The sequence below is a fragment of the Mucilaginibacter roseus genome, from assembly GCF_021215455.1.
Lineage (GTDB): Bacteria > Bacteroidota > Bacteroidia > Sphingobacteriales > Sphingobacteriaceae > Mucilaginibacter > Mucilaginibacter roseus.
This window is the reverse complement of record NZ_JAJPWV010000004.1, coordinates 46,027-59,964: the sequence shown is the minus strand read 5'-3', so window position 1 is coordinate 59,964 and position 13,938 is coordinate 46,027. Positions and strand designations below refer to the sequence as shown.

Annotated in this window: 15 protein-coding genes and 1 tRNA gene; 6 read left to right on the top strand and 10 right to left on the bottom strand. The window is 43.8% G+C overall.

Features of this window, described 5'->3' with window-relative positions; all coding sequences use genetic code 11:
- Positions 1-2 precede the first annotated feature (2 nt).
- Entirely contained in the window at positions 3-320 is a 318-nt protein-coding gene (locus LT679_RS13465; RefSeq protein ID WP_232178125.1) for a hypothetical protein, read from the bottom strand.
- Positions 321-440: 120 nt separating this feature from the next.
- Positions 441-2,351 (bottom strand): ABC-F family ATP-binding cassette domain-containing protein, encoded by a 1,911-nt coding sequence (locus LT679_RS13460; protein WP_232178124.1) that lies wholly within the window; start codon positions 2,349-2,351, stop codon positions 441-443.
- Positions 2,352-2,480: 129 nt separating this feature from the next.
- Between LT679_RS13460 and LT679_RS13455 the strand changes: the two genes are divergently transcribed.
- Positions 2,481-3,518 (top strand): quinone-dependent dihydroorotate dehydrogenase, encoded by a 1,038-nt coding sequence (locus tag LT679_RS13455; RefSeq protein ID WP_232178123.1) that lies wholly within the window; start codon positions 2,481-2,483, stop codon positions 3,516-3,518.
- Positions 3,519-3,556: 38 nt separating this feature from the next.
- Here LT679_RS13455 and LT679_RS13450 read toward each other — a convergent pair whose 3' ends face one another.
- The 3 genes from LT679_RS13450 to LT679_RS13440 form a co-directional block, all read right to left on the bottom strand.
- Positions 3,557-3,727, bottom strand: a complete 171-nt coding sequence (locus tag LT679_RS13450; protein ID WP_228950374.1) for a spore protein — start codon at positions 3,725-3,727, stop codon at positions 3,557-3,559.
- Between the two features lie 35 nt (positions 3,728-3,762).
- Positions 3,763-3,833: transfer RNA gene (locus LT679_RS13445), tRNA-Cys, on the bottom strand.
- Positions 3,834-3,882: 49 nt separating this feature from the next.
- Complete coding sequence (locus tag LT679_RS13440; protein ID WP_232178122.1) at positions 3,883-4,632, bottom strand: TrmH family RNA methyltransferase; 750 nt, start codon at positions 4,630-4,632, stop codon at positions 3,883-3,885.
- Between the two features lie 44 nt (positions 4,633-4,676).
- Between LT679_RS13440 and tamL the strand changes: the two genes are divergently transcribed.
- A complete protein-coding gene (tamL, locus tag LT679_RS13435) occupies positions 4,677-7,016 on the top strand; it encodes a translocation and assembly module lipoprotein TamL (RefSeq protein WP_232178121.1) in 2,340 nt (779 codons plus the stop codon).
- 11 nt (positions 7,017-7,027) lie between these two features.
- Here tamL and LT679_RS13430 read toward each other — a convergent pair whose 3' ends face one another.
- Both LT679_RS13430 and LT679_RS13425 read right to left on the bottom strand, forming a co-directional pair.
- Positions 7,028-7,558, bottom strand: a complete 531-nt coding sequence (locus LT679_RS13430; RefSeq protein ID WP_232178120.1) for a hypothetical protein — start codon at positions 7,556-7,558, stop codon at positions 7,028-7,030.
- 45 nt (positions 7,559-7,603) lie between these two features.
- Positions 7,604-8,104 carry a TspO/MBR family protein gene (locus LT679_RS13425; RefSeq protein WP_232178119.1) on the bottom strand — a complete coding sequence of 167 codons (501 nt, stop codon included), beginning with the start codon at positions 8,102-8,104 and terminating at the stop codon, positions 7,604-7,606.
- 82 nt (positions 8,105-8,186) lie between these two features.
- Between LT679_RS13425 and LT679_RS13420 the strand changes: the two genes are divergently transcribed.
- Both LT679_RS13420 and LT679_RS13415 read left to right on the top strand, forming a co-directional pair.
- Positions 8,187-8,552, top strand: a complete 366-nt coding sequence (locus LT679_RS13420; RefSeq protein WP_232178118.1) for a cupin domain-containing protein — start codon at positions 8,187-8,189, stop codon at positions 8,550-8,552.
- A gap of 19 nt (positions 8,553-8,571) precedes the next feature.
- Positions 8,572-8,973, top strand: a complete 402-nt coding sequence (locus tag LT679_RS13415; protein WP_232178117.1) for a transmembrane 220 family protein — start codon at positions 8,572-8,574, stop codon at positions 8,971-8,973.
- Positions 8,974-8,975: 2 nt separating this feature from the next.
- Here LT679_RS13415 and LT679_RS13410 read toward each other — a convergent pair whose 3' ends face one another.
- Complete coding sequence (locus LT679_RS13410) at positions 8,976-9,821, bottom strand: transglutaminase-like domain-containing protein (protein ID WP_232178116.1); 846 nt, start codon at positions 9,819-9,821, stop codon at positions 8,976-8,978.
- A 14-nt stretch (positions 9,822-9,835) separates the two neighbouring features.
- Positions 9,836-10,576 carry a peptidase gene (locus LT679_RS13405; RefSeq protein WP_232178115.1) on the bottom strand — a complete coding sequence of 247 codons (741 nt, stop codon included), beginning with the start codon at positions 10,574-10,576 and terminating at the stop codon, positions 9,836-9,838.
- A 224-nt stretch (positions 10,577-10,800) separates the two neighbouring features.
- Between LT679_RS13405 and LT679_RS13400 the strand changes: the two genes are divergently transcribed.
- Positions 10,801-10,980: a hypothetical protein gene (locus LT679_RS13400; protein ID WP_232178114.1), complete on the top strand. Its 180-nt coding sequence runs from the start codon at positions 10,801-10,803 to the stop codon at positions 10,978-10,980.
- Between the two features lie 21 nt (positions 10,981-11,001).
- The gene (locus LT679_RS13395) at positions 11,002-11,847 is read left to right on the top strand and encodes an SPFH domain-containing protein (protein ID WP_232178113.1); all 846 of its coding nucleotides are present in this window, start codon (positions 11,002-11,004) and stop codon (positions 11,845-11,847) included.
- A 34-nt stretch (positions 11,848-11,881) separates the two neighbouring features.
- Here the strand turns inward: LT679_RS13395 and LT679_RS13390 are convergent, their stop codons facing one another.
- A complete protein-coding gene (locus LT679_RS13390) occupies positions 11,882-13,870 on the bottom strand; it encodes a PAS domain S-box protein (protein ID WP_232178112.1) in 1,989 nt (662 codons plus the stop codon).
- Positions 13,871-13,938: the final 68 nt, after the last annotated feature.

Below are 13,938 nucleotides of genomic sequence, written 5' to 3'. Positions count from 1 at the left end.
TATCAATCGGTAGCTTTAATATCCCGTAAGGTAAGATAAAAAGTTACAATTGATAATGAAAAAAAGGGTAATCCAGTACAAAAACTAAACATGGCCAAATCATCTTTGAATAACGTACGGGTTAAAACAAAGAAGCCTAACCAAAGAATAAATATACTGCCAAGTAATAAATTTTTATTGTGTGCAATTATTGAAATAATAGCAACAATTTGCCCTAACATGGCTATGGCAACAGCTGAAAAGGCTGATTGATCATAAGTTGAAGTTAAAGAGAGCGATCTAAAACTTTCGATAAAAGGTTGAGGGTGAGTAAAAGCCATTATTCTATCAAAACAAATGGTCCGACGCCATGACCAGCAGCTATCAATACAAAAAAGTTCGCTATAATGGTAGCAACTGCAAGCTTTTTAATATAGATAGGCATCATTTTGGAAGGGCCCTTACTCCAACTCCAGTATCTGCTCAGCTAAAGCTTCCCATTTTTCCTTTATTGTGCCCAGCTCATCTTTTTTGTGCTGATACGCGGTGTTGGTTTGCTTTAAACGGTTTTGGTCCGAATAAATTTTATCGTCGGCCAAATCAGCTTCCAGTTTTTTAATTTCGGCTTCAATGTCGGCAATCTGCTTTTCCATTTTGCCCAGGTCCTGGTTTAACTTTTTTAGTTGCTGTGCCTTATCATCACCCTGTTGCTTAACCGGTTCAGGCTTTTTCTCTTCCTTTTTAGGCTGAGAAGCTGCGGCTGGTTTTTCAAACTTACGTTTCGAATTCCATTCCTCGTATTCGGCATAAGTGCCCGGATATATCTTGATCTTTTGATCCTCAATAAACCATATCTTATTGGCAATATTATCCAGGAAATACCTGTCGTGCGATACCACTACCACCGTACCTTCATACTGCTGTATAGCCTGTATCAATATATTCACTGATTGAATGTCGAGGTGATTGGTAGGCTCATCCAGTACCAAAAAGTTAGCATCAGCGGTAAGTGCCTTGGCTAAGGCCACACGCGATTTTTCACCACCCGAAAGTACCTTGATCTTTTTAAATACGTCATCACCCGTAAACAGGAATGAACCTAAAATGGTACGCAATTCAGTATCGGTATGCTTTGGGGCGAAAGATTGCAGCTCGGCCAATATCTCGTTCTCCAGGTGCAGTGATTCCAGTTGGTGCTGCGCGAAGAAAGTTGTTGAAACGTTATGCCCTGTAGTTACCGTTCCGGTGAAATCCTTATCAGCATTAGCGATAATGCGCAACAGGGTTGATTTACCACGGCCGTTAGCACCAATCAGGGCTATCTTATCGCCCTTTTCAATCACTGCCTCTGTATGGTCTAAAATATCAATAGCCGGATATTTTTTGGTAATATCCTCAAGGGTTACCACATGCCTGCCCGATTGCTTGGAGAAGCGGAAGGTGAAGTTAACCGTTGGATTATCATCATCCACATCATCTACCCGTTCCATTTTATCAAGCATTTTAATACGCGATTGCGCCATTTTTGCCTTGGATGCCTTGGCACGGAAACGCTCGATCAGACGCTCTTCCTGGCGGATTTTTGATTGCTGGTTTTTAAATTCGCCACGCTGAATTTCCTCACGCAAGGCCTTTTCCTCTAAATAGAAAGAATAATTGCCCGCGTAAACGGTAAGCTTACCCTTGCGCGATTCAACAGTACGGTTGATCACTTTATCCAAAAACCACCTATCATGCGATACGATGATAACTGCACCTTCAAAATCTTTCAGGTACTGCTCCAGCCATTGTATCGAGGGTAAGTCCAGGTGGTTGGTAGGCTCATCCAGTAACAAAATATCCGGTGCCTGTAACAGAATTTTAGCCAGCATAACACGCATACGCCATCCACCCGAAAAGGTGCTGAGCTTACGGTGTGTATCCGCCTCACTGAAGCCTAAACCCGCTAAAATTTCGTGGGCTTTATATTCAATGTTATAACCGTCAAGCGCCTCAAATTCAGTTTGCTTGTCGCTTAGTTTATGTAAAAGGTCTTCGCTGTAATCTGTTTCCAGTTTTTTCAGCAGGTTCTCAATTTCGGTATGCAGTTGGTTTTGGCGCTCAAAAGCCTCCATGGCCACATGCAGTATGTTTTTGTCTGACGAGTAGGAGAGCAGGTCCTGGTTCAGGTAACCCAGGGTTAAATCCTTAGCCATTGATATAGTGCCTGATGTAGGTTTGTACTCACCCACAATCATACGCAGCAGCGTGGTTTTGCCGGTACCGTTAGCGCCAATAAGGCCTATTTTTTCACCGGGTTTAATATGCCAGTTAGCTTCATCATACAACTTGCGAGCACCTATCTCAAACGTCAGATTATTTATTGCGATCATTTGCGCGCAAAGATACGAAACCCCACCTAAATCCTCCCCAATGGGGAGGACTTTTTAACGTGTGGTGTAATTGGCTACTAAAATCACTATTCACCAATCACCTTTCACTATAATACATACCTTTGCGGCATGTATAGTTTACTCAAGCCATTGCTGTTTCAGTTCGATCCGGAGAAGGTACATTATTTTGTTACCCGCAACCTGCGCAGGTTCAATAAATTTCCGGGTGGGGCGGCTGTTAGTCGCGCCACCTGGGATATGAAGGATCAGCGACTGGAAAAGGAAGTATTCGGCTTAAAATTTATCAACCCTATTGGCCTTGCTGCCGGTTTTGATAAAAATGGTGAAGTAATAGCCGAAATGGCTAACCTGGGTTTCGGTTTTGTTGAGGTGGGTACTGTAACACCCTTGCCGCAGCCGGGCAATCCAAAACCGCGTATGTTCCGCCTGCCGCCCGATGAGGCGTTGATTAACCGTATGGGTTTTAATAACCTGGGTGTTGATGTGGTTGCTGCGCGTTTGGCCGCCTATCGTAAAAACCGACCAAAGGGGCAGGAGGGTGTAATTATCGGCGGTAACATCGGTAAAAATAAGGTTACGCCTAACGAGGATGCCGTAAGCGATTACATAAAATGTTTCGACAGGCTTTTTGATGTGGTTGACTATTTCGTGGTGAACGTTAGTTCGCCTAATACACCCGGCCTGCGTGCTCTGCAGGAAAAAGAGCCGTTGATGCAGATTTTGAACACGTTGCAACAGCGTAATAACAAAGGCGGTGTCAGCAAACCAATCCTGTTAAAAATTGCGCCGGATTTGACTGACGAGCAGTTGGATGATATTGTGGAGATTGTTACCGAAACAAGAATTGCAGGCGTTATTGCCACTAATACAACCATCAGCCGTGAAGGATTGACCGGTAAGCACAAAGCCGAAACAGGCGGATTAAGCGGAAAGCCCTTAACTAAACGATCAACGGAAGTAATCGCTTACCTGCATAAAAAATCAAACGGCGCATTTCCGATTATCGGAGTAGGAGGTATACACTCTGCTGATGACGCTATAGAAAAGCTGAACGCTGGCGCTTCGCTGGTGCAGTTATATACCGGCTTTATATACGAGGGGCCGGGATTGATAAAGCGTATCAACAAAAAAATCCTGTCGGTATAACCAACAGGATTTTTTTATTTCAATAAGATATCTTTTACTTATTTGCTCAGGCTTGCTAAAACTTCGTTGTTTTTAGCTAACTGATCTTTAGTTGACTGAGCTGAACGGCTGCCTGGTTGAAGGTTAGTAGCCAGTTTCAGGAATTGAACTTCCAAACGTGAGAAAGTTTTATTTCTTCTATCTTTTCTTTTTAAACGAGTAACGCCCATGATACTTAATTTTTTAATACTTTAATAACCCTGTGAGGTCGGGAGCGGATTCGAACCGCTGTAAAAGGTTTTGCAGACCTCTGCCTAGCCACTCGGCCACCCGACCATTTTTTAAGGAACGCAAAAGTAGTAAATATTTTTATTGACTACCAACTTTATTTCAATGTATTTCTTTTTATTTCTGAACAAAATATGGCCGTAGCTATGCCAACGTTCAGTGATTCAGCCTGCCCGGCCCTTGGGATGGTTATTGCTTTTTGTATTAATCGTTCAATCGATGGCCTGATGCCGTTACCCTCGTTACCCATAATTACTAATCCTTCATCGCCAAAGTTCGTACTATAAATATTATTGCCGTTTAGCAGCGCGCCGTATACGGGCAATTGGGTTTGTTTTAAAAAGGCTTCAATATTAACATAGTGTACCTTTATGCGCGATAACGAGCCCATGCTGGCTTGTACTACTTTGGGGTTATAAGCGTCAGCAGTATCTGAAGAGCAGATAACATCGGTAATTCCAAACCAGTCGGCTGTGCGTATTATGGTGCCCAGGTTACCGGGGTCTTGTATGCCATCTAAAACAATTGAAAACTTTTTGCTTAGGCTTTGGTTAGTAAGTGCGGGCCAATCAGGTATTTTTACCAGTGCTACTACATCCTGCGGCGTTTTTAACGAGCTGATTTTTTCAAGATCATTAAGGGATATTTGCTGACTGTTTATTTTTTGCGATAAATTCAGCAATTTTGGGTCGGAAGTATACGTTTGGAAGATCGTATCAATCTGATAGTGCGAATTGGCAAACTCATTAACCGATTTGTGGCCCTCAACAAGGAACACGCCATGCTCGGTACGAAACTTTTTATGTTGTAAGGATTTTAATAAATTGATCTGAGATTTTGAAAGCATACATTCCCCCTGCTAATTATCGCCTTACAATATTAACCATTCTTTTGCTCATAATATCTTCGGGCTGTAGTTTAACCCGTAAACTTAAGGACGATCAGGCACTGGTGCGTAAGATCACCATTAAGGGCATTGATGATGATTATAAGGACCTTGCGCTGAATTATGTTGATAAGGAGCAGCAACCAAATAACTGGCTTAACCTGCAATTTTATTATCTCTTTAGCAAAAACGGTAAAAAAAATATTGGGGAGCCACCTGCCATATTGGATAGCAGCCTGGTTGAATACTCGCGCCTGCAAATGGAGAAATTCTTGCAGAACAAAGGCTATCTAAAAGCCAAGGTTAGCGATAGCATCCATATTAAAAAGAAGAAAGCAGAGCTGATATTTACAGCCGAGCAGGGGCCAATGTTCCATGTGCGTAATTATAAGGATAGTATTGGCGATGCCCGTGTACGCTCTTTATACGATGGATATAAAGGCAAGGCGCACGTAAAACAAGGTAGCCGGTTTGACAGGGATAGCCTGGCGTATGACCGCGATGAGCTTTACACCGTAATGAAACGTAACGGTTATTACGACTTTTACCGCCAATACATAAGCTACGATTACGATTCAACTTACAATAACAGTGTGGTTGATGTTAAGATAATTATCGATAACCCACCGGGGAAAAAAGAGCATCCAATTTATAAGATCAACAATACGCTGATCACTATTGCACGCAGCACAGGCCGTGCAACCGGGCAGGCCGACACTTTGCAGGTAGATACGCAATTCAGGTTTGTTGATTATTCCGGCCGTTTTAAACCGCGTACTGTGACCGATTATGTGTTCCAGAAAAAGGGTGAATTATATGATATCGATCGTCAGCAACTCACCACAGCTCGTTTGTCTGAACTGAACGTGTTCCGTAACGTACCCAACCCTACGTATACTAAACTTGCTGATAGCAGTAACCGCCTTGATACCCGGATAGACATCATTCCATTAAAACGTATGAACGACCGTATTGAGGGCGAGTTCCTTTTTAGCAGCGGCCGTTATGGTTATAATATTGGTAACACCTTTACCAATCGTAATATGTTTAAGCAGGCAGCTATACTGCAGCTTAAAATAAACTGGAGCGTTTTATTTGATAACGGAAGCAACTCCGCGTCTCGCGGTAGTATTGAAAACCAGGATTTCAAGGTAGGTTTAAGCCTAAGTTATCCAAGGTTGATATTACCTTTTACGGCGCCTATATTGGGTAAATATGGTGTGCCCCATACTACCTTTGCCAGTAACTACCAGTTGTTTTATCAGAAAGGCCTGGTAAAGCGGCAAAGTTTTGTTAACTCCATCACTTACGATTTTTTTGAAACGCCGGACAAGCGCCATACCGTTACGCCTTTGTTCATCGAGTTTTCGCGCGGTACCATTGATCCAACGGCGTATCGTTTACTGCTCAGTCAAAACCGGTTCTCGTATATCTACCTTATCGGGCGTACTATACTTACTTCAGGTAGTCAGTATACATATCAGCTGAATGCCAACAAATTGAACTGGCTTACCGACTTCCTGTATTTCAGAGGTAGCCTTGATGTGGGCGGCAATGCGTTTAGTCTGTTGAGCCATGTGTTCAATACCAAACCTGATAGTACCGGCCGCCGTACGCTGTTTGGCTACAACTATGCGCAGTACGCAAAAACTGAAATAGATCTGCGCTTATACCGTACCTTCTCGCACGAGCGGCAGTTTATTTTCCGTATAAACCCGGGCGTTGGTATACCTTATGGTAATAGCGATGAACTGATATTCGAAAAAAACTTTTACGCCGGCGGTGCAAACGATATACGTGCCTGGCTGCCGCGTACGTTGGGGCCGGGGCAGTTTAACCGTGCCAGCTACGGCAGCAACGCCATTGCCGATACCCTACGCAGCCAATTACGTTACATTGACCAGGTAGGCGAGGTGAAGATTGTAGGTAATGCGGAATATCGTTATCTGCTGGCCAATAACTTCTTTGGCTCAAAGTTAAAAGGCGCGTTCTTTATGGATTTTGGTAACGTTTGGCGGTTAAAAAAGCAGGAAGAGAGCCCGAATGGCGAATTCCGTTTAGGTAACCTGTGGAACTCGACGGCCATTGGTATTGGTACAGGCCTCCGTTTTGATTTGCAATTTTTTGTATTCCGTTTTGATATCGGCCTTAAGTTTAAGGACCCGCAGTTCAGCGGGTCAGACCAATGGGTGCTGATTAAACATGGCGATGAACTGTTCCGTACAGGCGACTTTAAGCGGGCTTACAAAGAGGCCAACAAAACCGGTGTCGATAAGGATGGCAACATTCTGGGCGACGGATACAGTTTTATGCAGCTAAACTTTGGTGTCGGGCTGCCATTCTAAATTGAAACTGTTTAAAACAATCCTTTCAGGCCATCAACAATACTTTCAAAAAAGCGGCCCATGCTTAAACCATTATGGTGGTTAAAGTAAAAGAAGATTATAAATATGATTACCGCGATGATAATAAAACGCTTAAACATATAAGCTAATAATATCAGCGCGCAAGGTATGGCAAGCAGCAATACCCAGCTTATATGCCACGGCGCCAATTTGCTACCGTTTTTATAAACGTAGTACAGTATAGAATGTGTACCGTTATCGTTTACATGCTTAGCATACAAAAAGGTCGACTTATCAATTTTATGGCGGTAAAAAGCGGTGCCTTTATCAAACTGCAGCGTCTCATTAAAACCATTCATCGTAAAGTTGAAGGTGCCATTAATATCCTCGCGCACCTTGCCTAACGAGTCGGTAGCCTGCACCGCAACTTCATCCTGTGCAAAGGGATTCTCTACAATGGCAAAGTGATCTATTGATATCGTATCAGCAAATGAGGTAGTAAACGCTAATAATGCTATGCAGAGAAGTAATAGTTTTTTCATGTGTGCAGCCTAACTGGTTTCGGCAACTAAAAATAGTGTTTTGCGCTATTTGTTAAGCAAATAAATACTAAAATTCAACACCGAGGCAAAGCTTACCCATAAAAGGTAAGGTACAAGCAGCCAGGCCGCCGCTTTACTGAAGCGTGAAAAGCATATTATGCAGCCAATAATACTTACAAGCAACATAATGATCACGATAAACGCACCCAGCATTTGGTGCAAGCCAAAAAACACCAGCGACCAGCAGAAGTTAAGCACAAGCTGAACGATGTAAACGTTACGCGCTTTAGCGTAAGCGGCGCTGCCATCTCGGCGTTGCCATACCAGGTAAGCGGCTATGCCAATCATAATGTAAAGCGTTGTCCATACCGGGCCAAAGAGCCAGTTGGGCGGGCTGAACGACGGTTTTTGTAAATCCGCATACCATCCGGGAATTTCGGGCCGTGTAAAATACGATGCCGTAAAACCTATTGCCAGCGTTATTGCTATGCTGATAATAAGCGCGCCCCATTGGAGTCCGCGTTGTTGTTGTGCCACTGTGTTCATATACGATAATTGTAATCAACAACTGTTGCCATGCTTAAGTTTGCGGTATTATTGTACTTTAGCAATTAGTAATATTACAGGCATGATAAGAGCTATTAAACTCTATACCGGGGATGACGGGCATTCGCATTTTATAAAGGGAACTTTGGTTGAAAATGAATTACACCGGGCAGGAAGCATACGCTTTCGCGAAACCGCGCCGGGTTCATCGTACGATTGGCATAACGCGCCTACCGAACAATATGTAATTACGCTCACCGGTACGCTTGAATTTGAAACGCGCTTAGGCGAAACATTTACGCTATCACCCGGCGAGGTGCTCATCGCCCTGGATACCACCGGAACGGCACACCGCTGGAAGATGCTGGGCAATGACCCGTGGAAGCGCGCTTATATAGCCTTTGATAAAAATGATGAGATAAATTTTGTGCCTGACGGTCAGGAGTAAGCCTTCCAAATTTTACAGTATGAAGATCTTCAATAGTATATTTATTGTGTTGTTCATAGTTTCCGCAGCGTTGCAGTACAATGATCCCGATCCGTATTTGTGGGTGCCGCTTTATTTGTATGCGGCACTGGTATGCTTGTTAGCCTTCAGGGGTAAGTATTATCCGGTGATGTATTACATAGGGCTTGCCGGTTACCTGGCTTATGCCATTTACAAAGTGTTTGACAGTAATGGCGTAATAGATTGGGTAACACAACACGATGAGGAAAGCCTGGTACAAACAATGAAGGCCGCCAAACCCTGGATTGAAGAAGCACGTGAGTTTTTTGGCTTACTGATTTGCTGGGCGGTGTTGCTTATCAACTTCATTCATTATAAAATTACAAGCAGGCGACTGCCCAAAAACAAGTATTCCTTTTAACTTTAGCTATAGCTGATGCCTTGCAGACTGCCAGAAGTATAGTAAAACGGCTTAAAGGCATCGTCGGCAAGTGTACAGTTAACCAGCATGGTGTTAAAAATTATATCGCCAAATATATTGGCTAATGCCGCATCTGCAGCATCGCGGCCGGTAGCCAATTTAACCATACCGTTAAGCGGTACGAGTTTCGTAGCATCAAATAATATCCAGCTGCCGCCTATATAAGCTTCAAAACAGGCATGAAAATCTGCCGGATGAAGTTTGTAAGCATATCCGGTAAAATATCTCGCGGGGATGGTAAGTGCACGGCAAAGCGCGATGCCCAAATGCGCAAAATCGCGGCAAACGCCGGCCTGTTCGGTAACCGTATCAAAAGCTGATGTCTCTGAGTTGGTTGATCCGCTGAGGTATTGTATGTTGGTGTATATCCACTCCACCATATTAATCACAGTCACAAATGGGTTATCGATATCGCCAAACATATTATGTGCAAGCCTGAATAGCTTATCGGACTGGCAATACCTGCTTGGATGCAAATAAGTTAATACTTCAGGAGGTAGTTGATGTACAGGTGTTTCCTTGATTCCGCTCATATCAACGAGGCGCCAGCCGTTATCAACAGTAGCATGATAGCTGATATCGATATTGCAGGGCTCGCTTATCTGCATGCGGATCAGGCGGTTTTCACCGGCGATGTCTTTCAACTCTTCCTCGTCCATCTCAGGCGTAACCCTTAACTCTTCAGCCACTACGCTTTGCGTAGCGTTGTTCAGGGCGTTTATATTCAATATAAGCGTACCGGCTGTATTTGCCGTGTAGGTCATTTCAGCCTGTACTTTAAATTTCATATTGGGGTAATGGCTTAAGGAGTGTTTTTGTTTTCGGAAGGTAATTTATCAAAGGCAACGTTCATCCAATCTTCCGATACGTTTATCAGGGCGTTTTTCAATTCGTCATCCCATTGTGCTGATATGGCATCCAGGTCGCGCGCCTCATAGCGTTGTTCCACCAGTTCATAACTGTCTTTTTTATACAGTACCACATCAATCGGGTAGTCAACATTGTTAGAGCTTACGCGGGTTGAATCAAACGATAAAAAACCGGCTTTAAGTGCAAGCCTCATACTGGAGCTTTCGCTGAGTACCCGGTTTAATATCGCCTTACCATGGCCCGAATTGCCGATTACTACATATGGCGCGCCTTGCCCGAGTTCAACCCAATTACCTTCCGGGTAAAGTAGGTATAGCTTATGTTCGGCATCATCCTTTAGCTGGCCGCCGATTATGGTGTTAAGGTCAAACTTGAAACCGGCTTTCTCCAGCGCGGCGCCATCTTCTAATGCCGCCCGCTTCACCTGCTCGCCAAAGGCATTTACGGCTTTGTATAACTTATTAAACTCTTGAGTATCCAGCAACTCGTTAAAGTAAACCATGGCCTTGTCACGTACAGAGCGCAGGCCGCTGGTCATTATAAAAAGCGAAAAACCGTCACGCTGTTCAATGGTGACTTTCTTTTTGTTGGTAGTTTCAGTACCTGAGGTAATACGGGTATCGGCTATGGCCACCAGCCCTTCCTTAACTTTTATTCCTAAGCAGTAGGTCATGTAATAATGTGCATTGGTGCTTAGCCCAAATTAACGATTTTAACTTATAACAGGCAGGTTTTTTATTAATACTGTAACATTGGGCCCGAGTGGTTATCTAAAAAATAAGCCGGGTCAGGCGGGACCCGGCTTGGTTGTTATGTGTTTCTATGAAAACAGAAAAAACACATGTAAATATACGCAATAACCATTTTTTTATAAAAAACGAAACTGTATTTTTACATATGAAGCACATTCTGATCCTTGTTGCAGATGTAATACTTGCTACGTTATTCTTTTCCTGGGCGGCAGCAAACATATCAAAGCCGAGCAATTTATATGTGGGCATTGGTATATTTCAGGCGCTGGTAGGGTTGTTATTCGTAGCTTACATCATTCGTTACATATACCGCAAACTAACTTGATAATTATATTTTACTTTTTTAATGGAACCTAATAACCTTAAACGCGTGTTTCGCATTGGCGGGGTAGTGATTGTACTTGTTGTAGCCCTGTTTATTCAACCTTTTACTTACGAAAACATTGATGCCGGTAACGTAGGCATAAAAATTAACCTGTATGGTAGCGACAGGGGAGTGGACAATATTACCATTGTTACCGGTCGTGTATGGTACAACACATGGACTACAAAGATCGTGGAGTTCCCGACCTACACGCAAAACGTGGATTATGAGCCGTTTGTAATCACCACTAAGGATGCTGCCGAGTTTCAGGTAGACCCTAAGCTGAATTACCATGTTAACGCTAACCTGGTACCGCAAATTTACAGGCAATACCGCAAGCCGCTTGGCGAAATTGAGCAGCAATTTATGCGCAATACCATTTATGATGCTTATCGTATTGTGGCCAACAGCTTTACCTCAGACAGCGTAATGAGTAACCGTGAGCGTTTTGAGGATAAAATACAGATGCTCCTTACTAAAAACCTGGCCAAAGATGGTTTTGTGTATGATCAGCTTACATCGGCCATTACGCCGCCGGCGTCATTAAGAAGGATGATCGATGAAAAGAACGCCTCAATACAAGCACGCTTAAAGGCGGAGAACGAAGCCAAGCAAGCCATTGCCGAAGCGCAGGTAAGTAAGGCTAAAGCCGAAGGTGAAGCGGCCGCGCTATTAATTAAAGCGCGCGCCGAATCTGAAGCTAACAAGCTAAGACAGCAAAGCCTTACACCGTTACTGGTACAAACTCGTATGATAGAGAAGTGGAATGGCCAACTACCTACCTACGGCACCGTACCACAATTGTTTAAAGATATCACAAAAGAATAAATACATAAAAGCTCCGGATAACCTCCGGGGCTTTTTAGTTTAAAGGGATTTGGAAAGAGAAGGTAGCGCCATGCCCTAACCGGCTGTTTACCGAAAGTTGGCCGCGATGCCGGTTGATGATTTCGTTGCAGATGTATAAGCCTATACCCAGCCCGGATATATGCGCTGCCACATGCTCCACCCGGTAAAAACGTGAAAAGATGTGCTTTTGATCATTAGGATCGATCCCCATACCGAAATCCTGAACGGAGATAGTGGCTTGTCCGTTATGGTGGTTTAGCTTAACGAGGACCTCGTTAGCCTGCGGCGAATATTTAATGGCGTTTGATAACAGGTTGACGATAACCTGCTCAATACGCTGCTGATCGGCATTAACAATAATGGGCTCTTCAGGCTGTTCAACGGTTATATTGTGCGTAGTGCAGGTTTGCTGCATAACCTCGGTGCACTCCGCCAGTAAATCTTTTAAATCAAATTCGGCGTATGATAACGGTAACTGACCGGTAATGATCTTGGAAACATCAAGCAGATCAGAAATGAGATTGCTCAACTTACCCACCTGTACCCGTGCCTTGGTAATAAAAGTGGCGTTGCGATCGGTTCCTGCTAATGATCTTTCTATTATTTGCAAATAGCCATTAATGGTAGTTACCGGTGTTTTTAATTCATGGCTGGCAAGGCCTATAAACTCATCTTTGCGGGCGTTGATTATCCTGATCTCTTCATATAACTTAGCATTGTCCAAGGCTATTGCTGCTTGCGCCGCTATGCCATCAACCAGTTGCTCATGCTCCTGCGTAAACATGGCGGGTTGGCTATGGCCATATAATAATCCACCAATCACACTGCCGTTCTTAGATATTACAGGTACGGCAAGGTAGCTCGTTACCGGTAAATGCCCTTTCGGCATTCCATGATGGGGGGCATATTTTCCGTATCTGGCATCTTTAGTTATGTCATCAACCCGGATAATACCTTCGCCCCGGAAGGTTGTTTTAAACACATCGGTATTGCGCGGCATGCCCAGCTTCTCAAAAGCTTCTTTTGGCGCGCCGGAGAGGGTGTAGAGCATATAAGCCTCGCCATTCTCGTTTAGCTTATTATAAAAGAATGCGCCATATTCAGCGCCGGTTAGTTGCGTGGTGGCATCGGTAACCTTTTGCAGGATGCTCTGTACATCAAGATTTTCCGCTACAGTTTTGCCGAAAGAGTTCAGTATCTCCAGGTTTTGCGCATAATGCTGCAGTTGCTGCTCGGCCAGCTTTTGCTTGCTGATGTCGCGCGCTGTTTTTGATGCGCCGATGATGTTGCCACTGGTATCCTTAACGGGCGATATAGTGAGCGAAAGCGGTAAAAGCCGCCCTGATTTATGTCGCCTAAACGTTTCAAAATGCTCAACTACCTGGCTGTTGCGTACCTGATTAATAATGTGGTCTTCCTCGTTTAGCCTTTCTTCAGGTATCAGCATGGTGATTGGCTTACCAATTGCTTCCTGTTCGGTATAGCCAAATAACTTTTCGGCAGCATGGTTCCAACTGGTTATAGTACCATTAAGGGTTTTGCTGATAATGGCATCCTCAGACGAAGTTACTATAGCTGCCAGCATAGCCTGTTTGCCTTCATCCTCTTTTTGTGTGGTGATATCAATCAGCGTATTAATAACGCCGGTAACTGATCCTTGGCGATTGCGAATAAGTGATGTATGATGGTTGATATATTTGCGGCTGCCATCTGCCCTCTCTATTATAAATTGTTGTGCTGGTGTATCGGTTTGTGTTAAAATGCTATGTGCTGGTAAGCTTTCACCGGGCGATACCGACGTGCCATCAAGCGTATAGGTTTTAACAGCACCGAGCCAGCGTGTTTTGCCAAGTACAGGCTTGTTCGTCCAGAGTTGCTCGGCAAGTGGGTTGTAGGTGGTGATCAGGCCTTCGTTATTGCAAATGTAAACAGCCACGGGCAATCCGTTAATAATTGCAGAATCCGTATTGCCTATACCGGCTGCTTCATCCATTTCTATCATGTGTGGCGAAAAAGAAAATCAGAAATTGGTTTGTGTGTAAATATAAAATATTTCGTTTTAAAAAATAA

Coding starts and splice junctions, on each gene's coding strand:
- LT679_RS13465 (WP_232178125.1), bottom strand. CDS start 320: ATGGCTTTTACTCACCCTCAACCTTTTATCGAAAGTTTTAGATCGCTC.
- LT679_RS13460 (WP_232178124.1), bottom strand. CDS start 2,351: ATGATCGCAATAAATAATCTGACGTTTGAGATAGGTGCTCGCAAGTTG.
- LT679_RS13455 (WP_232178123.1), top strand. CDS start 2,481: ATGTATAGTTTACTCAAGCCATTGCTGTTTCAGTTCGATCCGGAGAAG.
- LT679_RS13450 (WP_228950374.1), bottom strand. CDS start 3,727: ATGGGCGTTACTCGTTTAAAAAGAAAAGATAGAAGAAATAAAACTTTC.
- LT679_RS13440 (WP_232178122.1), bottom strand. CDS start 4,632: ATGCTTTCAAAATCTCAGATCAATTTATTAAAATCCTTACAACATAAA.
- LT679_RS13430 (WP_232178120.1), bottom strand. CDS start 7,558: ATGAAAAAACTATTACTTCTCTGCATAGCATTATTAGCGTTTACTACC.
- LT679_RS13425 (WP_232178119.1), bottom strand. CDS start 8,104: ATGAACACAGTGGCACAACAACAACGCGGACTCCAATGGGGCGCGCTT.
- LT679_RS13420 (WP_232178118.1), top strand. CDS start 8,187: ATGATAAGAGCTATTAAACTCTATACCGGGGATGACGGGCATTCGCAT.
- LT679_RS13415 (WP_232178117.1), top strand. CDS start 8,572: ATGAAGATCTTCAATAGTATATTTATTGTGTTGTTCATAGTTTCCGCA.
- LT679_RS13410 (WP_232178116.1), bottom strand. CDS start 9,821: ATGAAATTTAAAGTACAGGCTGAAATGACCTACACGGCAAATACAGCC.
- LT679_RS13405 (WP_232178115.1), bottom strand. CDS start 10,576: ATGACCTACTGCTTAGGAATAAAAGTTAAGGAAGGGCTGGTGGCCATA.
- LT679_RS13400 (WP_232178114.1), top strand. CDS start 10,801: ATGAAGCACATTCTGATCCTTGTTGCAGATGTAATACTTGCTACGTTA.
- LT679_RS13395 (WP_232178113.1), top strand. CDS start 11,002: ATGGAACCTAATAACCTTAAACGCGTGTTTCGCATTGGCGGGGTAGTG.
- LT679_RS13390 (WP_232178112.1), bottom strand. CDS start 13,870: ATGATAGAAATGGATGAAGCAGCCGGTATAGGCAATACGGATTCTGCA.